Origin of the sequence: Pseudomonas cavernicola, assembly GCF_003596405.1 — a bacterium.
Classification (GTDB): Bacteria; Pseudomonadota; Gammaproteobacteria; order Pseudomonadales; family Pseudomonadaceae; genus Aquipseudomonas; species Aquipseudomonas cavernicola.
Map to the genome: position 1 here is coordinate 2,960,445 of NZ_QYUR01000002.1, position 19,695 is coordinate 2,980,139.

A 19,695-nucleotide genomic window follows, 5' to 3' on the forward strand; every position below is an offset into this window, starting at 1 on the left:
CATTTGCTAAACCCTTTGCGGGAACTGACGAAGTGTCTGCGCAGCATCTTTGCTGGGCTAGGCGTTGCCGGCCGCAGAGCTGCCTGTCACCGAGTCGGCCGACTTCGAGCTCGCTGGAACTCACGTCATTGGGGGAGAGATCGCATGGAACTGACCAAGGCTATACTCGACTGCATGCAGCTGCTACGCCGCCGCTTACGCCAGGAGCAGGCGCTGGACATCCGCCTGAGCCAGCCTGGCGCAGTAATGAGCATGCTGGCGGCCTGCGCCGACTCGACAATCGATGAAACCCGTGAGCTGGGCGAGCGCCTGAGCCAACTCAGCGGCCTGCGCCTGGCGCCGCCACCACCGCCGGTGCTGAGCGAAGCCGAGTTGATCGAGAAGTACACCCAGTACGCCGGCCCGCTGCGCGGCTGACTCGATCAGGCCTGCTGCGCGGCTTTCCACCATTGGCAAAACTCGTCCAGCGCGGTCCACACGCTAACCTGCGGGTCATAGTCCAGATACTGTTGCGCGCGGCTGATGTCCAGCGAGAAGTCCTTGGCCATCACCGCCACGCCGAGGCGGAACAGGCTGGGCTCCGGGCGCCCCGGTAGCACTTTGCAGAATGCTTCGTTCAGCGTCGCCGCCGCGTAAGCCACGCCATAGGGCATGTGCCGGGTGACGGGCGGCAGGTCGAGTTGGCGCAGCACGTAATTGACCGCATCCCAGAGTGGCACCGGCGCGCCGTTGCTGATGTTGTAGACCTTGCCCAGCGCCGGCCCGGCAGCCAGCAGGCCACTGAACAGGGCATCGTTGAGATTCTGCATGCTGGTGAAGTCAACCCGATTCAGGCCGTTGCCGATGATCGACAAGCGTCCCTTGCGCTGCATATTGATCAGCCGCGGGAAGATGCTGGTGTCGCCGGCGCCGGTGACGAAGCGTGGGCGATAGGCAATCACCTCCAGGCCGAACTCCTCGGCGCCGAAGACCTTTTGCTCGGCCAGGTATTTGGTCGCTCCGTAATGATCGGAAAAACGCTTGGGCACTTGCTCTTCCTTGATCCCGACATGCGCCTGGCCATCGAAATAGATCGACGGCGAGGACAGATGCAGCAACCGTCGCACATTCTGTTTCAGGCAGCCCTCGACGACGTTTTCGGTGACCGCGACATTCGCCTGATAGAAGTGCTGGTAGTTACCCCAGACGCCCACGGCACCGGCGCAATGCACCACGGCCTCGACATCCTGGCATAGGCGCTGGACCAACTGAGGGTCGGACAGATCGCCCTGGATAAACTCGGCACCACGCTTGACCAGATGCTCCACCGCCTCCGGCCGCCGGCCATTGATCCGCACCGTCAGCCCCTGCTCCAGAGCGAAACGGGCAAAGCGCCCACCGATAAAACCGCTCGCACCGGTCACCAGAATCTTCATTGCCCGCCCCTGTGGTTGTAATTATGCCCACGACTTTAGCAAGGACCTGCAGTCTTGTGCTGTGGCGTCGCGAGCCAAGCCTCTGACTTACGACGCCGAACTTTAGGCATTCGACTTGGCGTCGGGCATGGCGTTGAATGGCGGCTTCCCTGCAAAAGGACGGCAGCATGCGCAAGAATCTCTGGATGATTTACGGTGCCAACGGCTACACAGGCCGCTTGCTGGCGCAGGAGGCCGTGCGCCAAGGCCTGACCCCGATCCTCGGCGGACGCAATGCGGCGGCAGTCGAGGCCTTGGCGAATGAGCTGAATCTATCCGCGCGGATCTTCGACCTCGCCGATGCAACTGCCAGCCGTGATGCGCTGAATGGCGTGGCAGTCGTCGCTCACTGCGCCGGGCCCTTCTCCGCCACCAGTGCACCGCTGATTGCCGCCTGCCTGGCCAGCGCCACGCATTACGTGGATATCACCGGCGAGATTGCCGTGTTCGAACACGCCCATACCCAGCATGCGGCTGCGCAAGCGGCAGGCATCGTTGTATGCCCTGGGGTCGGTTTCGACGTAATTCCCACCGACTGCCTCGCTGCCTGCCTGCAAGCAGCGCTGCCGGATGCCAGCCACCTGGCCCTGGGCTTCGACACCGCCAGCGGCCTATCGCCGGGCACCGCCAAGACCAGCGTGGAAGGCTTGCAACTGGGCGGCATGATTCGCCAGGACGGCCAACTGCGTAGCGTGCCGCTGGGCTTCAAACGCCGCAAGATCGATTTCGGTCGTGGTCCGAAAAGCGCGGTGACCATCCCCTGGGGCGATGTGGCGACCGCCTTCTACTCCACCGCCATCGCCAATATCGAGGTCTATTTGCCGGCCCCCGCCGCCCTCGCCTTCGGAATGCGCCTGATCGATCCACTGCGTGGTCTGCTTGGGCGACCGGGCGTGCAGAACTGGCTGAAAGCGCAGGTCAACAAACGCATCGCCGGCCCCGATGCCGCGACCCGCGCCCGGCAGCTGACCCGGGTCTGGGGCGAAGCACGAAATGCCGCCGGCCAGGTGAAAACCGCGCGCCTGCAAACCGCCAACGGTTACGACGTCACCGTGCATGGCGCGCTGCTGGCCGTGCGGCACCTGCTGAAGTATGCGGGGCCCGGCGGCTACTACACGCCCTCGAAACTGCTCGGCGAGCGCTGTGTGGAGCAGTTGCCGGGCTCGGGCAAGATTCTGATCTCGTAAGCTGGGTAGAGCCATTTTCAGGCGAAACCCAGCAAGGGCCCAGCTGGGTTTCGCTACGCTCTACCCAGCCTACGGTTGAGAATCGCTTTGTTGCCCTTATGCATCGGCAGGCACCAAAGTCTGGGCGGCCGTGCGCGCCAGATGGGCGGTGAGTTCGTTAAGCAATTCACCGCCATTGCGCCAGTGGTGCCAATACAGCGGCACATCGATCGGCTGCTGCGCTAACAGCTCAACCAGCTCGCCCCGCGCCAATTCCCCCCGCACTTGCAACTCCGGCACCAGCCCCCAACCCAGCCCACCTTCGGTCAAGCGGACAAACCCCTCCGAGGAGGGACAAAGGTGGTGGATAAAACCGCCCTCGACCCCGAGCGCCGCCAGATAGCGGTGCTGCAACAGATCGTCCGGGCCGAACACGATGGCCGGTGCCCGCGCCAAAGCCGCCGGCGTCACTCCGGTAGGAAAGTGCCGGGCGATAAACTCCGGGCTGGCCAACGCGCGATAACGCATCGCGCCCAACGCCAGGCTGCGCGCCCCGGATACCGGGCGATCGCTGGCGCAGACACAGGCGGCCACTTCGCCGGCACGCATGCGCTTGAGGCCGACATCCTGGTCCTCCACCACCAGATCCAGCAACACCCGATGGTTCGCGCAAAACTCACCGACCGCCTGCGCCCACCAGGTCGCCAGGCTGTCGGCATTCAGAGCGATGCGCAGACGCTCCGGCAAACCGCCTTCGTCCAGCGCCGGCACCTGATCTTGTAGATCGCGCTCGAGCAGACGCACCTGCTGCACATGGTTGAGCAGCCGCCGGCCGATTTCCGTTGGCGTCGGCGGCGTGGCGCGCACCAGCACCGGCTGGCCGACGCGCGCTTCGAGCAATTTGATCCGCTGCGACACCGCCGATTGCGACAAGCCCAGCACCTGCGCGGCCCGCTCGAACCCAGCCTGCTCCACCACGGCGGCCAAGGCAGACAGCAGTTTGTAATCGAACAAAATCAATTCTCCTAATGAGTTATCAGCAGGATTCGTTTTCCTTATACAGCTATTCGCAACAGACTTGCCACATCCAAAGCCACCACCCTCAAGGAAACCACCATGGCTGGCGAAACTTCACTCTCCCATCTGCTGCGCAGCATGAGCCCGCAACTGAACGCCGGCGACTATGTATTTTGCAGCGTTAACGACGAAAACCTGTTGGCGGGGGTTCAAGTACTGGGCAGCTTTCGCGAACGCGAGGGGCTGACGGTGATTCTCCAACGGCAGCAGGCCGAGCGCCTCGGCTTGCCGTTCGACTATATCGCCGCCTGGATCACCCTTACCGTGCATTCGGCGCTCAGCGCCGTGGGCCTGACCGCCGCCTTCGCCACCGCGCTGGCCATGGCCGGCATCAGTTGCAACGTGATCGCCGGTTACTACCACGACCATCTGTTCGTCGCACAGGCCGATGGCGAACGCGCCATCGACGTACTGCGCCAACTTGCAGCAGACGCGGAGTGACGGCCATGTGGCAAAGTTATCTGAATGGTTTGCTGGTGGCCGCCGGGCTGATCGTCGCCCTCGGCGCGCAGAACGCTTTTGTCCTGGCGCAGAGCCTGCGCCGCGAGCATCACCTGCCGGTGGCGGCACTCTGCGTGCTTTGTGATGCGCTGCTGGTTGCCGCCGGAGTGTTCGGCCTGGCCACTCTGCTCGCGCAGAATCCCGTGCTGCTGGGGATCGCCCGCTGGGGCGGCGCGGCCTTCCTGCTCTGGTATGGGGTCAAAGCCTTGCGCCGCGCCCTCAATCCGCAGGCCTTGAATGAAGCCGCCGGAGCCGGCCCCCGTTCGCGGCGGGCGGTGCTGCTGGCCGCCTTGGCTGTGACCCTGCTCAATCCGCATGTGTACCTGGATACCGTGCTACTGATCGGCTCACTCGGCGCCCAGCAAACCGTTCCCGGCGCCTATGCCCTGGGCGCCGCCAGCGCCTCCTTGCTCTGGTTTTTCACCCTGGCCCTCGGTGCGGCCTGGCTCGCGCCCTGGCTGGCCCGCCCCACGACCTGGCGCCTGCTCGATCTGAGCGTAGCGCTGATGATGTTTGCCGTAGCCGGGCAACTACTAACTGGCTGATGGGTCAGCTCGAGCCAGCACTCTAGGCTCTGTTGACGCAAGCGAACATGCCGCGACTCGCTTGCGTCAACAGAGCCTCGAGCCCTTGCGCCACGGCGAGGGCCCTGGCATCGGCTTCTTCACTCGGCCTGCACAGCCTTTTCCACACAGTTGTTGCGTGGTTATGCCACAGACCCAGTGCTATGATCCCGAGTCCACGGCGCAAAGAGTACAAACTCCCGCCGTATGTCTGGCCGCCCGTGAACGGCCTCGCGCTCACCGCACCTGACCTGAGTAGGAGATAGACCATGGCTTTCGAATTGCCACCGCTGCCGTACGCGAAAAACGCCCTCGAGCCGCACATTTCTGCTGAAACCCTGGAATACCATCACGACAAGCATCACAACGCCTACGTCGTGAACCTGAACAACCTGGTGCCAGGCACCGAGTTCGAAGGCAAAACCCTGGAAGAGATCGTCAAGACTTCTTCGGGCGGCATCTTCAACAACGCCGCACAAGTGTGGAACCACACCTTCTACTGGAACTGCATGGCGCCAAACGCCGGCGGCCAACCGACTGGCGCGCTGGCTGAAGCCATCAACGCTGCGTTCGGCTCCTTCGACAAGTTCAAGGAAGAGTTCAGCAAAACCTCCATCGGCACCTTCGGCTCCGGCTGGGGCTGGCTGGTGAAGAAAGCTGACGGCTCCCTGGCTCTGGCCAGCACCATCGGCGCCGGCTGCCCGCTGACCAGCGGCGACACCCCGCTGCTGACCTGTGACGTATGGGAACACGCTTACTACATCGACTACCGCAACCTGCGTCCGAAGTACGTTGAGGCGTTCTGGAACCTGGTCAACTGGGACTTCGTAGCGAAAAACTACGCAGCCTAAGAACCTATTCACGATCCAAGCGAGCGTAGCGGATCGTGAACAGGATCTAAGACCGGCCTCCAGGCCCAGAAGAACCCGGCATTCGCCGGGTTTTTTCGTATCTGCCCTGCTACTCCTTACGCCAGCAACCTTGCTGCGCGATCTCGTGCGACGCGCGCTGCTCGAGATGCGCGAAAGAAACCACCGAATGTCCTCAAGTCCAAGCACCGTCGCACCGACACAGTTAAAGAGATCGGACGTAAGCCGGCAGCGCACGCCACGGTCGCACTGCGATGGCACAACTGTGTTCATGGTAATGGCCCTTTGACTGCTTCCGCACGATTGCTAATACTCACACCGGTCTGACGGCTCTGGCCTCGAACAAGGAACGGTCATTTGAAGCTGGAACTCAAACACAGTTTGTCGCTGAAGCTGCTGCGCGTGGTGCTGCTCTCAGCACTGGTAGTTGGAGTGGTGCTGAGCTGCGGGCAAATCATGTTCGACGCGTACAAGACGCGCCAGGCGGTGGCCAACGATGCACAACGCATCCTCGACATGTTCCGTGACCCCTCGACTCAGGCGGTTTACAGCCTGGACCGGGAGATGGGCATGCAGGTCATCGAGGGCCTGTTCCAGAACGAATCCGTGCGTTTCGCCGCGATCGGCCATCCGAATGAACCGATGCTCGCGGAAAAGTCCCGCGACCTGATGAAGCGGCCCACGCGCTGGCTGACCGACCCGATTCTCGGCAATGAAGCCACCTTCACCACCCAACTGGTGGGCCGCAGCCCGTACAGCGAGTACTACGGCGACCTGACCATCACCCTCGACACTGCGCCCTACGGCGAGGATTTCGTCACCAGCTCGGTGGTCATCTTCATCTCCGGCGTGCTGCGCGCACTGGCCATGGGCTTGGTTCTCTATCTGGTCTACCACTGGCTGCTGACCAAGCCGCTGTCGAGGATCATCGAGCACTTGACCAACATCAATCCGGATCGCCCCAGCGAGCACAAGCTGCCGATGCTCAAGGGCAACGAGAAGAACGAACTGGGTCTGTGGATCAATACCGCCAACCAGCTGCTCGCCTCCATCGAACGCAACACGCATTTACGCCGTGAGGCAGAAGACAGCCTGCAGCGCATGGCCCAATACGACTTCCTCACCGGCCTGCCTAATCGCCAACAACTGCAACAGCAGCTCAACCAGATTCTCAGCGATGCCGGCCGCCTGCAGCGCCGAGTGGCGGTACTCTGCGTCGGCCTGGACGATTTCAAAGGAATTAACGAGCAGTTCAGTTACCAGACCGGCGACCAGTTGCTGCTCGCCCTCTCTGACCGCCTGCGCAGCCACAGCGGTCGCCTCGGCGCCTTGGCGCGCCTGGGTGGCGATCAGTTCGCCCTGGTGCAAGCGGACATCGAACAGCCCTACGAAGCCGCCGAGCTGGCGCAAAGCGTGCTGGATGACCTGGAAGCGCCGTTCATGCTCGATCAGCAGGAAGTACGCCTGCGCGCCACAATCGGCATCACCCTGTTTCCGGAAGATGGCGACAGCACCGAGAAGCTGCTGCAGAAAGCCGAACAAACCATGACCCTGGCCAAGAGCCGCTCGCGTAACCGCTATCAGTTCTATATCGCCAGCGTCGACAGCGAAATGCGCCGCCGCCGCGAATTGGAGAAGGATCTGCGCGACGCCCTCGCCCAGGGCCAGTTGCATCTGGTCTACCAACCCCAGGTGGACTACCGCGATCATCGCGTGGTCGGCGTCGAGGCTCTGTTGCGCTGGCAGCATCCGCACCACGGCTTGGTGCCGCCGGATCTGTTTATTCCGCTGGCCGAGCAGAACGGCAGCATCATCCCGATCGGCGAGTGGATTCTCGACCAGGCCTGCCGACAACTGCGCGAATGGCACGATCTGGGCTTTGTCGACCTGCGCATGGCGGTCAACCTCTCCACCGTGCAACTGCACCACGCAGAGCTGCCGCGGGTGGTGAACAACCTGCTGCAGGTCTACAGGCTACCGCCACGCAGCCTGGAACTGGAAGTCACCGAAACCGGCCTGATGGAAGACATCACCACCGCCGCCCAGCACCTGCTCAGCCTGCGCCGCTCCGGCGCACTGATCGCGATCGATGACTTCGGTACCGGCTACTCCTCGCTGAGTTACCTGAAGAGCCTGCCGCTGGACAAGATCAAGATCGACAAGAGCTTTGTACAGGACCTGCTAGACGACGAGGACGACGCGACCATCGTGCGCGCCATCATCCAGTTGGGTAAAAGCCTGGGCATGCAGGTCATCGCCGAAGGCGTGGAAACCCTCGAGCAAGAGACCTACATCATTGCCCAGGGCTGCCATGAGGGGCAGGGCTATCTGTACAGCAAGCCGTTGCCGGCTCGCGAGCTGACGCTGTTCCTGAAACAATCCCGCCGTCTCAGCAAGGCCAGCACTAACCCCGCCACACTCTGAACGCCGCACTAAGAACCGGCTCAAGCAGGTAGGGTGGATTAGCCGCGCAGCGGCGTAATCCACCAAACTGGGGGCTAGCGGCCAGTCGGTTCGCCGCAGACGGTGGAAGCCCCTCCGGGGATTCCACCCTACTAATCTGCCCGCGCTTCGCGCCAACCGAGCTCGCGCTTAGAGAACCGTCCCTTCCAGCAGCCATGCCGTCCCCAGCGCGCCAAGCAGACACAACACAGCCCCCGCCGCGGCTTGCCAGCGGAACTGCCGGGCCATATCGTCCTCACCATAACTGGAAAGGATAAACGGCTGCGATTCCCGCGGCTGGGCCAGATGGTTCTGTGCCGGCTGTACGCTCACCTGCCGATGCCGATCCTCGGCTTCCAACTGCGCGGCCAGGCGCACGCGGTTCCATTCCCGCTCATCCAGCTGACCGTCGCGGTCGTTATCGAAGCGCTGCAAGAGACCAGCGAAGTCGCCCTTCCATTGACGGATCACGCTGCTCTGCGCGGCGCTCAAATCGAGGCCCTGACGACCACCACCAGAAGTGCGGAAATCGCCGATGGCATACAACGATTCGCCCACGTGGAGGCGCTCCTCGGTGTAGCGGTAATCTTTGCCGCTGGACAACCAGCCGCGTATCCCACCTTGGGCCAGGCCACGCGGGTGACGCAGGTTGCCCTTCCAGACCTCGCGCGTCGCCGGACGCACCTGCGCCCCCTGCGGATTGATCAGACAGTCTCCCGTCGCATCGGCCAGCCGCAACCAAGCTTCGCTGCTACCGCTCTCGACCGGGCGCCATGAGCGCCCCTTGCCGTTGCTACTGTATTCCTCGATTCTGAAGCGCCACCACAAGCAAGGTTTACCCGTCAGCGGGCCATAGATCAGCGTCTCCGGCACCGGCTCCAGCACACCGTAAAACTCGACATAGCCCTGCGCCGCCGAACGGATCTTCGAGGTCGGGGTATCCAGCAAATGGCGAGCTTCGGCCAAGCGCCGCAAGCACCACCAGGCGCCTCCCGCACAGGCGCCGACGCTGAATGCCAGACCGAACGCCAGCTCTTGAATCTCCACGGCTTAACCGAACAAGGCTTTGAGGTCGACGTCGGCCTTTTCGGCCTCGCTGAACTCCAGCAATTCGGCCGCCTTGAAGCCGAACAGGCCGGCGATGATCAAGTCGGGAAACTGCTCGATGCGCACGTTGTTCAGGTTGACCGTTTCGTTGTACAGCTCACGCCGATCGGCGATGCCGTTCTCCAGGCCACTGATGCGCTGCTGGAGAAATTGGAAGCTCTCGTTGGCTTTCAGCTGCGGATAGTTCTCGGCCAAGGCGAACAACTGACCAAGCCCCGCACGCAGGCCGCTTTCCGCCAACCCCAGGGCACCCACATCGCCCTTCTCGCGGGCGCTGGCCACCGCGTTACGGGCGCGGATCACCTGCTCCAGGGTGCTGCGTTCGTGCTGCATGTACTGCTTGCAGGTCTCCACCAGCTTGGGTAACTCATCGTGGCGCTGCTTGAGCAGTACCTCGATATTCGCCCAGGCCTTGCTCACCCCATGCTTCAGGCGCACCAAGCCGTTGTAGAGAATCACCGCGTAAGCGGCGAGAAGGAACAGAACAACCAAGACGGCGACGCTGGTCAGGCTCATGCAGGCTTCTCCATAAGGACTGCGGGTAAGGATGCCGGCATTCTAGCGGCACTGCGCAGCACCGAGCAGAGCTGACGCACGCTATGGAAGAACAATTAGGAGCGCTCGCCCTTTGCACAAAATGCAAATCTTTCGCATTATGTTGTGGTTTTACGTGCGCCGCGCGCACCGTTCTCACCTCTCGACGCAAAGGACTTCGCCATGATTCGTATGCCCCTGGCCACCGCCAGCCTGCTGGCCATTGCTATTTCTCTCGCCGGTTGTGGCGAAGACAAAGCCCCAGCAACCCAAGCGGCGGCGCCAGCTGCCAGCAGCACAGCCACTCCAGCAGCAAGCGCCGGCAAGCTCGATGAAACAGCCGCCAAGGCGGTGGTCAACCATTACGCCGACGTCGCCCTGGCCGTGTTCACCGACGCTGCCATCACCGGCAAAGCGCTGCAAACCGCAGTGGACGCCCTGCTCGCCAAACCGAGTGACGCGACGTTGAAAGCCGCCCGCGAAGCCTGGCTGGCCGCCCGCGTGGCCTACATGCAGAGCGAAGTGTTTCGCTTCGGCAACCCGGTGGTGGATGACTGGGAAGGCCAACTGAACGCCTGGCCGCTGGACGAAGGCCTGATCGACTATGTAGCCGCCGACACCCCACACGCGCAGGGCAACCCTGGTGCTACCGCCAACATCATCGCCAACACCCAGATCCAGGTCGGCGAAGACAAGCTCGACGTCACGGAAATTACCGGTGAGAAACTGGCCAGCCTGAACGAGTTGGGCGGTTCCGAAGCCAACGTCGCCACCGGCTACCACGCCATCGAATTCCTGCTCTGGGGCCAAGACCTGCATGGCACCGGCCCTGGTGCTGGCGAACGCCTTGCGAGCGACTACGCCACCGGCAAAGACTGCACCAATGGCCACTGCGACCGCCGCAGCGCCTACCTGAAAGCCGCCACCGACCTGCTGGTCAAAGATCTGGACGGCATGGTCGAGCAGTGGAAAGCCGGCGTTGCCGACAACTACCGCGCCACGCTGGTAGCCGATACTGCCGAGAATGGTCTGCGTAAAATGCTCTTTGGCATGGGCAGCCTGTCGCTCGGCGAACTGGCTGGCGAGCGCATGAAAGTCGCCCTGGAAGCCAACTCCACGGAAGACGAACATGACTGCTTCAGCGACAACACGCACAACTCGCACTTCTACAACGGCAAGGGTATCCGCAACGTTTACCTGGGCGAATACAAGCGCATCAACGGCATCGTCCTGAATGGCCCGAGCCTGTCGTCCCTGGTGGCCAAAGTCGACCCGGCCACCGACGCCACCCTGAAAGCCGATCTGACCGCCACCGAAGGCAAGCTGCAAGCCCTGGTGGACAGCGCCAACAACGGCCAGCACTTCGATCAACTGATCGCCGCCGACAACAGCGCCGGCCAGCAGATCGTGCGTGATGCCATCAGCGCCCTGGTCAAACAGACCGCGGCGATCGAACAGGCCGCGAGCAAACTGGGCATCAGCGACCTGAACCCGGACACCGCCGACCACCAGTTCTAACAGTCGGCAAGACCGAAACGGATGTGGCTGTGGCCGCATCCGTTTTTTTTCGCCTGGACTTAATGCGCGACATTTCGCCCACCCAGTAAACGCTAATCCCTCTTATTCGAATTCCCTTAGCCTGATAAGCTTGCGCGCCTGATTCCGTGGTCTGGATCGTTGCCAATGCCCCGCCTGTTTTCTCTCCTGCCCTTACTGCTACTGGCGCTTGGCCTGGCCTCGTGCGATGACGCACCACGTTTCAGCCAAGCCGAACCCGGCGAAGCCCTGTCCGCCGGCAGCACCACCGTGCGCAAAAGCGATCACAACGCCTTCTCCCAGCCCTCCGCGAATCTCTCGCCGCTGCGCCGGCTGGACTTCAGCGTCGGCAACAGCTTCTTCCGCAACCCGTGGGTCATCGCTCCGTCGACCACTATTGCTCGCGATGGCCTCGGCCCGCTGTTCAACACCAACTCTTGCCAGGGCTGCCATATCAAGGACGGCCGCGGCCACCCGCCGACCGCCGATGCCGTCAATGCGGTGTCGATGCTGGTACGCCTGTCGATTCCCGCCAGCGCCGAGCAGGCGCAAATCCTCCAGCGCCACGGTGTAGTGCACGGCAATTGGTTTGATTAGTGGTCTTTGCGGAAGAAGCTGTTGCCGACGCTGAAGTCCAGCGGCGCAGCGGCGAGAGATTCGCGAGGGCTGGAGAAGGCGTTGTGATCGCTTTTGCGCAGGTGGTGCTGCCGGCGGACAGGGCTTCGCCGGGTTCGGTTGGCTGAAACGTGGTGCGTCATCGCACGAGGCCAGGCAAGCGCCAGTAGCAGTAAGGGCAGGAGAGAAAACAGGCGGGCATTGGCAACGATCCAGACACGGAATCAGGCGCGCAAGCTTATCAGGCTAAGGGAATTCGAATAAGAGGGATTAGCGTTTACTGGGTGGGCGAAATGTCGCGCATTAAGTCCAGGCGAAAAAAACGGATGCGGCCACAGCCACATCCGTTTCGGTCTTGCCGACTGTTAGAACTGGTGGTCGCGGTGTCCGGTTCAGGTCGCTGATGCCCAGTTTGCTCGCGGCCTGTTCGATCGCCGCGGTCTGTTTGACCAGGGCGCTGATGGCATCACGCACGATCTGCTGGCCGGCGCTGTTGTCGGCGGCGATCAGTTGATCGAAGTGCTGGCCGTTGTTGGCGCTGTCCACCAGGGCTTGCAGCTTGCCTTCGGTGGCGGTCAGATCGGCTTTCAGGGTGGCGTCGGTGGCCGGGTCGACTTTGGCCACCAGGGACGACAGGCTCGGGCCATTCAGGACGATGCCGTTGATGCGCTTGTATTCGCCCAGGTAAACGTTGCGGATACCCTTGCCGTTGTAGAAGTGCGAGTTGTGCGTGTTGTCGCTGAAGCAGTCATGTTCGTCTTCCGTGGAGTTGGCTTCCAGGGCGACTTTCATGCGCTCGCCAGCCAGTTCGCCGAGCGACAGGCTGCCCATGCCAAAGAGCATTTTACGCAGACCATTCTCGGCAGTATCGGCTACCAGCGTGGCGCGGTAGTTGTCGGCAACGCCGGCTTTCCACTGCTCGACCATGCCGTCCAGATCTTTGACCAGCAGGTCGGTGGCGGCTTTCAGGTAGGCGCTGCGGCGGTCGCAGTGGCCATTGGTGCAGTCTTTGCCGGTGGCGTAGTCGCTCGCAAGGCGTTCGCCAGCACCAGGGCCGGTGCCATGCAGGTCTTGGCCCCAGAGCAGGAATTCGATGGCGTGGTAGCCGGTGGCGACGTTGGCTTCGGAACCGCCCAACTCGTTCAGGCTGGCCAGTTTCTCACCGGTAATTTCCGTGACGTCGAGCTTGTCTTCGCCGACCTGGATCTGGGTGTTGGCGATGATGTTGGCGGTAGCACCAGGGTTGCCCTGCGCGTGTGGGGTGTCGGCGGCTACATAGTCGATCAGGCCTTCGTCCAGCGGCCAGGCGTTCAGTTGGCCTTCCCAGTCATCCACCACCGGGTTGCCGAAGCGAAACACTTCGCTCTGCATGTAGGCCACGCGGGCGGCCAGCCAGGCTTCGCGGGCGGCTTTCAACGTCGCGTCACTCGGTTTGGCGAGCAGGGCGTCCACTGCGGTTTGCAGCGCTTTGCCGGTGATGGCAGCGTCGGTGAACACGGCCAGGGCGACGTCGGCGTAATGGTTGACCACCGCCTTGGCGGCTGTTTCATCGAGCTTGCCGGCGCTTGCTGCTGGAGTGGCTGTGCTGCTGGCAGCTGGCGCCGCCGCTTGGGTTGCTGGGGCTTTGTCTTCGCCACAACCGGCGAGAGAAATAGCAATGGCCAGCAGGCTGGCGGTGGCCAGGGGCATACGAATCATGGCGAAGTCCTTTGCGTCGAGAGGTGAGAACGGTGCGCGCGGCGCACGTAAAACCACAACATAATGCGAAAGATTTGCATTTTGTGCAAAGGGCGAGCGCTCCTAATTGTTCTTCCATAGCGTGCGTCAGCTCTGCTCGGTGCTGCGCAGTGCCGCTAGAATGCCGGCATCCTTACCCGCAGTCCTTATGGAGAAGCCTGCATGAGCCTGACCAGCGTCGCCGTCTTGGTTGTTCTGTTCCTTCTCGCCGCTTACGCGGTGATTCTCTACAACGGCTTGGTGCGCCTGAAGCATGGGGTGAGCAAGGCCTGGGCGAATATCGAGGTACTGCTCAAGCAGCGCCACGATGAGTTACCCAAGCTGGTGGAGACCTGCAAGCAGTACATGCAGCACGAACGCAGCACCCTGGAGCAGGTGATCCGCGCCCGTAACGCGGTGGCCAGCGCCCGCGAGAAGGGCGATGTGGGTGCCCTGGGGTTGGCGGAAAGCGGCCTGCGTGCGGGGCTTGGTCAGTTGTTCGCCTTGGCCGAGAACTATCCGCAGCTGAAAGCCAACGAGAGCTTCCAATTTCTCCAGCAGCGCATCAGTGGCCTGGAGAACGGCATCGCCGATCGGCGTGAGCTGTACAACGAAACGGTCAACCTGAACAACGTGCGCATCGAGCAGTTTCCCGACTTGATCATCGCCGGCCTGTTCGGCTTCAAGGCGGCCGAATTGCTGGAGTTCAGCGAGGCCGAAAAGGCCGACGTCGACCTCAAAGCCTTGTTCGGTTAAGCCGTGGAGATTCAAGAGCTGGCGTTCGGTCTGGCATTCAGCGTCGGCGCCTGTGCGGGAGGCGCCTGGTGGTGCTTGCGGCGCTTGGCCGAAGCTCGCCATTTGCTGGATACCCCGACCTCGAAGATCCGTTCGGCGGCGCAGGGCTATGTCGAGTTTTACGGTGTGCTGGAGCCGGTGCCGGAGACGCTGATCTATGGCCCGCTGACGGGTAAACCTTGCTTGTGGTGGCGCTTCAGAATCGAGGAATACAGTAGCAACGGCAAGGGGCGCTCATGGCGCCCGGTCGAGAGCGGTAGCAGCGAAGCTTGGTTGCGGCTGGCCGATGCGACGGGAGACTGTCTGATCAATCCGCAGGGGGCGCAGGTGCGTCCGGCGACGCGCGAGGTCTGGAAGGGCAACCTGCGTCACCCGCGTGGCCTGGCCCAAGGTGGGATACGCGGCTGGTTGTCCAGCGGCAAAGATTACCGCTACACCGAGGAGCGCCTCCACGTGGGCGAATCGTTGTATGCCATCGGCGATTTCCGCACTTCTGGTGGTGGTCGTCAGGGCCTCGATTTGAGCGCCGCGCAGAGCAGCGTGATCCGTCAATGGAAGGGCGACTTCGCTGGTCTCTTGCAGCGCTTCGATAACGACCGCGACGGTCAGCTGGATGAGCGGGAATGGAACCGCGTGCGCCTGGCCGCGCAGTTGGAAGCCGAGGATCGGCATCGGCAGGTGAGCGTACAGCCGGCACAGAACCATCTGGCCCAGCCGCGGGAATCGCAGCCGTTTATCCTTTCCAGTTATGGTGAGGACGATATGGCCCGGCAGTTCCGCTGGCAAGCCGCGGCGGGGGCTGTGTTGTGTCTGCTTGGCGCGCTGGGGACGGCATGGCTGCTGGAAGGGACGGTTCTCTAAGCGCGAGCTCGGTTGGCGCGAAGCGCGGGCAGATTAGTAGGGTGGAATCCCGGAGGGGCTTCCACCGTCTGCGGCGAACCGACTGGCCGCTAGCCCCCAGTTTGGTGGATTACGCCGCTGCGCGGCTAATCCACCCTACCTGCTTGAGCCGGTTCTTAGTGCGGCGTTCAGAGTGTGGCGGGGTTAGTGCTGGCCTTGCTGAGACGGCGGGATTGTTTCAGGAACAGCGTCAGCTCGCGAGCCGGCAACGGCTTGCTGTACAGATAGCCCTGCCCCTCATGGCAGCCCTGGGCAATGATGTAGGTCTCTTGCTCGAGGGTTTCCACGCCTTCGGCGATGACCTGCATGCCCAGGCTTTTACCCAACTGGATGATGGCGCGCACGATGGTCGCGTCGTCCTCGTCGTCTAGCAGGTCCTGTACAAAGCTCTTGTCGATCTTGATCTTGTCCAGCGGCAGGCTCTTCAGGTAACTCAGCGAGGAGTAGCCGGTACCGAAGTCATCGATCGCGATCAGTGCGCCGGAGCGGCGCAGGCTGAGCAGGTGCTGGGCGGCGGTGGTGATGTCTTCCATCAGGCCGGTTTCGGTGACTTCCAGTTCCAGGCTGCGTGGCGGTAGCCTGTAGACCTGCAGCAGGTTGTTCACCACCCGCGGCAGCTCTGCGTGGTGCAGTTGCACGGTGGAGAGGTTGACCGCCATGCGCAGGTCGACAAAGCCCAGATCGTGCCATTCGCGCAGTTGTCGGCAGGCCTGGTCGAGAATCCACTCGCCGATCGGGATGATGCTGCCGTTCTGCTCGGCCAGCGGAATAAACAGATCCGGCGCACCAAGCCGTGGTGCGGATGCTGCCAGCGCAACAGAGCCTCGACGCCGACCACGCGATGATCGCGGTAGTCCACCTGGGGTTGGTAGACCAGATGCAACTGGCCCTGGGCGAGGGCGTCGCGCAGATCCTTCTCCAATTCGCGGCGGCGGCGCATTTCGCTGTCGACGCTGGCGATATAGAACTGATAGCGGTTACGCGAGCGGCTCTTGGCCAGGGTCATGGTTTGTTCGGCTTTCTGCAGCAGCTTCTCGGTGCTGTCGCCATCTTCCGGAAACAGGGTGATGCCGATTGTGGCGCGCAGGCGTACTTCCTGCTGATCGAGCATGAACGGCGCTTCCAGGTCATCCAGCACGCTTTGCGCCAGCTCGGCGGCTTCGTAGGGCTGTTCGATGTCCGCTTGCACCAGGGCGAACTGATCGCCACCCAGGCGCGCCAAGGCGCCGAGGCGACCGCTGTGGCTGCGCAGGCGGTCAGAGAGGGCGAGCAGCAACTGGTCGCCGGTCTGGTAACTGAACTGCTCGTTAATTCCTTTGAAATCGTCCAGGCCGACGCAGAGTACCGCCACTCGGCGCTGCAGGCGGCCGGCATCGCTGAGAATCTGGTTGAGCTGCTGTTGCAGTTGTTGGCGATTAGGCAGGCCGGTGAGGAAGTCGTATTGGGCCATGCGCTGCAGGCTGTCTTCTGCCTCACGGCGTAAATGCGTGTTGCGTTCGATGGAGGCGAGCAGCTGGTTGCGGTATTGATCCACAGACCCAGTTCGTTCTTCTCGTTGCCCTTGAGCATCGGCAGCTTGTGCTCGCTGGGGCGATCCGGATTGATGTTGGTCAAGTGCTCGATGATCCTCGACAGCGGCTTGGTCAGCAGCCAGTGGTAGACCAGATAGAGAACCAAGCCCATGGCCAGTGCGCAGCACGCCGGAGATGAAGATGACCACCGAGCTGGTGACGAAATCCTCGCCGTAGGGCGCAGTGTCGAGGGTGATGGTCAGGTCGCCGTAGTACTCGCTGTACGGGCTGCGGCCCACCAGTTGGGTGGTGAAGGTGGCTTCATTGCCGAGAATCGGGTCGGTCAGCCAGCGCGTGGGCCGCTTCATCAGGTCGCGGGACTTTTCCGCGAGCATCGGTTCATTCGGATGGCCGATCGCGGCGAAACGCACGGATTCGTTCTGGAACAGGCCCTCGATGACCTGCATGCCCATCTCCCGGTCCAGGCTGTAAACCGCCTGAGTCGAGGGGTCACGGAACATGTCGAGGATGCGTTGTGCATCGTTGGCCACCGCCTGGCGCGTCTTGTACGCGTCGAACATGATTTGCCCGCAGCTCAGCACCACTCCAACTACCAGTGCTGAGAGCAGCACCACGCGCAGCAGCTTCAGCGACAAACTGTGTTTGAGTTCCAGCTTCAAATGACCGTTCCTTGTTCGAGGCCAGAGCCGTCAGACCGGTGTGAGTATTAGCAATCGTGCGGAAGCAGTCAAAGGGCCATTACCATGAACACAGTTGTGCCATCGCAGTGCGACCGTGGCGTGCGCTGCCGGCTTACGTCCGATCTCTTTAACTGTGTCGGTGCGACGGTGCTTGGACTTGAGGACATTCGGTGGTTTCTTTCGCGCATCTCGAGCAGCGCGCGTCGCACGAGATCGCGCAGCAAGGTTGCTGGCGTAAGGAGTAGCAGGGCAGATACGAAAAAACCCGGCGAATGCCGGGTTCTTCTGGGCCTGGAGGCCGGTCTTAGATCCTGTTCACGATCCGCTACGCTCGCTTGGATCGTGAATAGGTTCTTAGGCTGCGTAGTTTTTCGCTACGAAGTCCCAGTTGACCAGGTTCCAGAACGCCTCAACGTACTTCGGACGCAGGTTGCGGTAGTCGATGTAGTAAGCGTGTTCCCATACGTCACAGGTCAGCAGCGGGGTGTCGCCGCTGGTCAGCGGGCAGCCGGCGCCGATGGTGCTGGCCAGAGCCAGGGAGCCGTCAGCTTTCTTCACCAGCCAGCCCCAGCCGGAGCCGAAGGTGCCGATGGAGGTTTTGCTGAACTCTTCCTTGAACTTGTCGAAGGAGCCGAACGCAGCGTTGATGGCTTCAGCCAGCGCGCCAGTCGGTTGGCCGCCGGCGTTTGGCGCCATGCAGTTCCAGTAGAAGGTGTGGTTCCACACTTGTGCGGCGTTGTTGAAGATGCCGCCCGAAGAAGTCTTGACGATCTCTTCCAGGGTTTTGCCTTCGAACTCGGTGCCTGGCACCAGGTTGTTCAGGTTCACGACGTAGGCGTTGTGATGCTTGTCGTGATGGTATTCCAGGGTTTCAGCAGAAATGTGCGGCTCGAGGGCGTTTTTCGCGTACGGCAGCGGTGGCAATTCGAAAGCCATGGTCTATCTCCTACTCAGGTCAGGTGCGGTGAGCGCGAGGCCGTTCACGGGCGGCCAGACATACGGCGGGAGTTTGTACTCTTTGCGCCGTGGACTCGGGATCATAGCACTGGGTCTGTGGCATAACCACGCAACAACTGTGTGGAAAAGGCTGTGCAGGCCGAGTGAAGAAGCCGATGCCAGGGCCCTCGCCGTGGCGCAAGGGCTCGAGGCTCTGTTGACGCAAGCGAGTCGCGGCATGTTCGCTTGCGTCAACAGAGCCTAGAGTGCTGGCTCGAGCTGACCCATCAGCCAGTTAGTAGTTGCCCGGCTACGGCAAACATCATCAGCGCTACGCTCAGATCGAGCAGGCGCCAGGTCGTGGGGCGGGCCAGCCAGGGCGCGAGCCAGGCCGCACCGAGGGCCAGGGTGAAAAACCAGAGCAAGGAGGCGCTGGCGGCGCCCAGGGCATAGGCGCCGGGAACGGTTTGCTGGGCGCCGAGTGAGCCGATCAGTAGCACGGTATCCAGGTACACATGCGGATTGAGCAGGGTCACAGCCAAGGCGGCCAGCAGCACCGCCCGCCGCGAACGGGGGCCGGCTCCGGCGGCTTCATTCAAGGCCTGCGGATTGAGGGCGCGGCGCAAGGCTTTGACCCCATACCAGAGCAGGAAGGCCGCGCCGCCCCAGCGGGCGATCCCCAGCAGCACGGGATTCTGCGCGAGCAGAGTGGCCAGGCCGAACACTCCGGCGGCAACCAGCAGCGCATCACAAAGCACGCAGAGTGCCGCCACCGGCAGGTGATGCTCGCGGCGCAGGCTCTGCGCCAGGACAAAAGCGTTCTGCGCGCCGAGGGCGACGATCAGCCCGGCGGCCACCAGCAAACCATTCAGATAACTTTGCCACATGGCCGTCACTCCGCGTCTGCTGCAAGTTGGCGCAGTACGTCGATGGCGCGTTCGCCATCGGCCTGTGCGACGAACAGATGGTCGTGGTAGTAACCGGCGATCACGTTGCAACTGATGCCGGCCATGGCCAGCGCGGTGGCGAAGGCGGCGGTCAGGCCCACGGCGCTGAGCGCCGAATGCACGGTAAGGGTGATCCAGGCGGCGATATAGTCGAACGGCAAGCCGAGGCGCTCGGCCTGCTGCCGTTGGAGAATCACCGTCAGCCCCTCGCGTTCGCGAAAGCTGCCCAGTACTTGAACCCCCGCCAACAGGTTTTCGTCGTTAACGCTGCAAAATACATAGTCGCCGGCGTTCAGTTGCGGGCTCATGCTGCGCAGCAGATGGG

General features: G+C 62.4%; 16 protein-coding genes and 4 pseudogenes. 10 read left to right on the forward strand and 10 right to left on the reverse strand.

Features of this window, described 5'->3' with window-relative positions; all coding sequences use genetic code 11:
- Positions 1 to 144: 144 nt before the first annotated feature.
- Positions 145 to 417 carry a hypothetical protein gene (locus D3879_RS14085; protein WP_119954832.1) on the forward strand — a complete coding sequence of 91 codons (273 nt, stop codon included), beginning with the start codon at positions 145 to 147 and terminating at the stop codon, positions 415 to 417.
- A gap of 5 nt (positions 418 to 422) precedes the next feature.
- Here the strand turns inward: D3879_RS14085 and D3879_RS14090 are convergent, their stop codons facing one another.
- Complete coding sequence (locus tag D3879_RS14090; protein ID WP_119954833.1) at positions 423 to 1,415, reverse strand: NAD-dependent epimerase/dehydratase family protein; 993 nt, start codon at positions 1,413 to 1,415, stop codon at positions 423 to 425.
- 167 nt (positions 1,416 to 1,582) lie between these two features.
- Between D3879_RS14090 and D3879_RS14095 the strand changes: the two genes are divergently transcribed.
- Positions 1,583 to 2,641 carry a saccharopine dehydrogenase family protein gene (locus D3879_RS14095; protein ID WP_119954979.1) on the forward strand — a complete coding sequence of 353 codons (1,059 nt, stop codon included), beginning with the start codon at positions 1,583 to 1,585 and terminating at the stop codon, positions 2,639 to 2,641.
- Positions 2,642 to 2,737: 96 nt separating this feature from the next.
- On the opposite strand, the gene D3879_RS14100 is transcribed toward D3879_RS14095, so the two are convergent.
- A complete protein-coding gene (locus D3879_RS14100; protein WP_177412404.1) occupies positions 2,738 to 3,640 on the reverse strand; it encodes a LysR family transcriptional regulator ArgP in 903 nt (300 codons plus the stop codon).
- Between the two features lie 96 nt (positions 3,641 to 3,736).
- Here D3879_RS14100 and D3879_RS14105 point away from each other — a divergent pair, with 96 nt between their 5' ends.
- From D3879_RS14105 to D3879_RS14125, 4 genes are all read left to right on the forward strand, one after another.
- Positions 3,737 to 4,138 (forward strand): ACT domain-containing protein, encoded by a 402-nt coding sequence (locus D3879_RS14105; RefSeq protein WP_119954835.1) that lies wholly within the window; start codon positions 3,737 to 3,739, stop codon positions 4,136 to 4,138.
- Positions 4,139 to 4,143: 5 nt separating this feature from the next.
- Positions 4,144 to 4,743 (forward strand): LysE/ArgO family amino acid transporter, encoded by a 600-nt coding sequence (locus tag D3879_RS14110; RefSeq protein WP_119954836.1) that lies wholly within the window; start codon positions 4,144 to 4,146, stop codon positions 4,741 to 4,743.
- A 287-nt stretch (positions 4,744 to 5,030) separates the two neighbouring features.
- A complete protein-coding gene (gene sodB, locus D3879_RS14120; protein ID WP_119954838.1) occupies positions 5,031 to 5,612 on the forward strand; it encodes a superoxide dismutase [Fe] in 582 nt (193 codons plus the stop codon).
- Positions 5,613 to 5,987: 375 nt separating this feature from the next.
- Complete coding sequence (locus D3879_RS14125; RefSeq protein WP_119954839.1) at positions 5,988 to 8,054, forward strand: putative bifunctional diguanylate cyclase/phosphodiesterase; 2,067 nt, start codon at positions 5,988 to 5,990, stop codon at positions 8,052 to 8,054.
- Positions 8,055 to 8,222: 168 nt separating this feature from the next.
- On the opposite strand, the gene D3879_RS14130 is transcribed toward D3879_RS14125, so the two are convergent.
- Positions 8,223 to 9,113 (reverse strand): GIDE domain-containing protein, encoded by an 891-nt coding sequence (locus D3879_RS14130; protein ID WP_119954980.1) that lies wholly within the window; start codon positions 9,111 to 9,113, stop codon positions 8,223 to 8,225.
- A 9-nt stretch (positions 9,114 to 9,122) separates the two neighbouring features.
- Positions 9,123 to 9,695, reverse strand: coding sequence for a LemA family protein (locus D3879_RS14135; RefSeq protein ID WP_119954840.1), 573 nt, complete (start codon positions 9,693 to 9,695; stop codon positions 9,123 to 9,125).
- Positions 9,696 to 9,896: 201 nt separating this feature from the next.
- On the opposite strand from D3879_RS14135, the gene D3879_RS14140 reads away from it, so the two are divergent.
- The gene (locus tag D3879_RS14140) at positions 9,897 to 11,231 is read left to right on the forward strand and encodes an imelysin family protein (protein ID WP_119954841.1); all 1,335 of its coding nucleotides are present in this window, start codon (positions 9,897 to 9,899) and stop codon (positions 11,229 to 11,231) included.
- Positions 11,232 to 11,396: 165 nt separating this feature from the next.
- Positions 11,397 to 11,825: pseudogene (locus D3879_RS14145) on the forward strand (di-heme oxidoredictase family protein); the annotation flags it as partial.
- Positions 11,826 to 11,854: 29 nt separating this feature from the next.
- Here the strand turns inward: D3879_RS14145 and D3879_RS27060 are convergent.
- Positions 11,855 to 12,020: pseudogene (locus D3879_RS27060) on the reverse strand (di-heme oxidoredictase family protein); the annotation flags it as partial.
- A gap of 209 nt (positions 12,021 to 12,229) precedes the next feature.
- Positions 12,230 to 13,562 (reverse strand): annotated as a pseudogene (locus D3879_RS14155) (imelysin family protein).
- 201 nt (positions 13,563 to 13,763) lie between these two features.
- Between D3879_RS14155 and D3879_RS14160 the strand changes: the two are divergent.
- Both D3879_RS14160 and D3879_RS14165 read left to right on the forward strand, forming a co-directional pair.
- Entirely contained in the window at positions 13,764 to 14,336 is a 573-nt protein-coding gene (locus D3879_RS14160; protein ID WP_119954840.1) for a LemA family protein, read from the forward strand.
- 9 nt (positions 14,337 to 14,345) lie between these two features.
- Positions 14,346 to 15,236, forward strand: coding sequence for a GIDE domain-containing protein (locus tag D3879_RS14165; protein ID WP_119954980.1), 891 nt, complete (start codon positions 14,346 to 14,348; stop codon positions 15,234 to 15,236).
- Between the two features lie 167 nt (positions 15,237 to 15,403).
- On the opposite strand, the pseudogene D3879_RS14170 reads toward D3879_RS14165, so the two are convergent.
- The 4 genes and pseudogenes from D3879_RS14170 to D3879_RS14190 form a co-directional block, all read right to left on the reverse strand.
- Positions 15,404 to 17,466: pseudogene (locus D3879_RS14170) on the reverse strand (putative bifunctional diguanylate cyclase/phosphodiesterase).
- A 375-nt stretch (positions 17,467 to 17,841) separates the two neighbouring features.
- Positions 17,842 to 18,423 carry a superoxide dismutase [Fe] gene (sodB, locus tag D3879_RS14175; protein ID WP_119954838.1) on the reverse strand — a complete coding sequence of 194 codons (582 nt, stop codon included), beginning with the start codon at positions 18,421 to 18,423 and terminating at the stop codon, positions 17,842 to 17,844.
- Between the two features lie 287 nt (positions 18,424 to 18,710).
- Positions 18,711 to 19,310: a LysE/ArgO family amino acid transporter gene (locus tag D3879_RS14185; protein ID WP_119954836.1), complete on the reverse strand. Its 600-nt coding sequence runs from the start codon at positions 19,308 to 19,310 to the stop codon at positions 18,711 to 18,713.
- Between the two features lie 5 nt (positions 19,311 to 19,315).
- On the reverse strand, positions 19,316 to 19,690 hold the full coding sequence (locus D3879_RS14190) for an ACT domain-containing protein (RefSeq protein WP_238474251.1): 375 nt from the start codon (positions 19,688 to 19,690) through the stop codon (positions 19,316 to 19,318).
- Positions 19,691 to 19,695 lie beyond the last annotated feature (5 nt).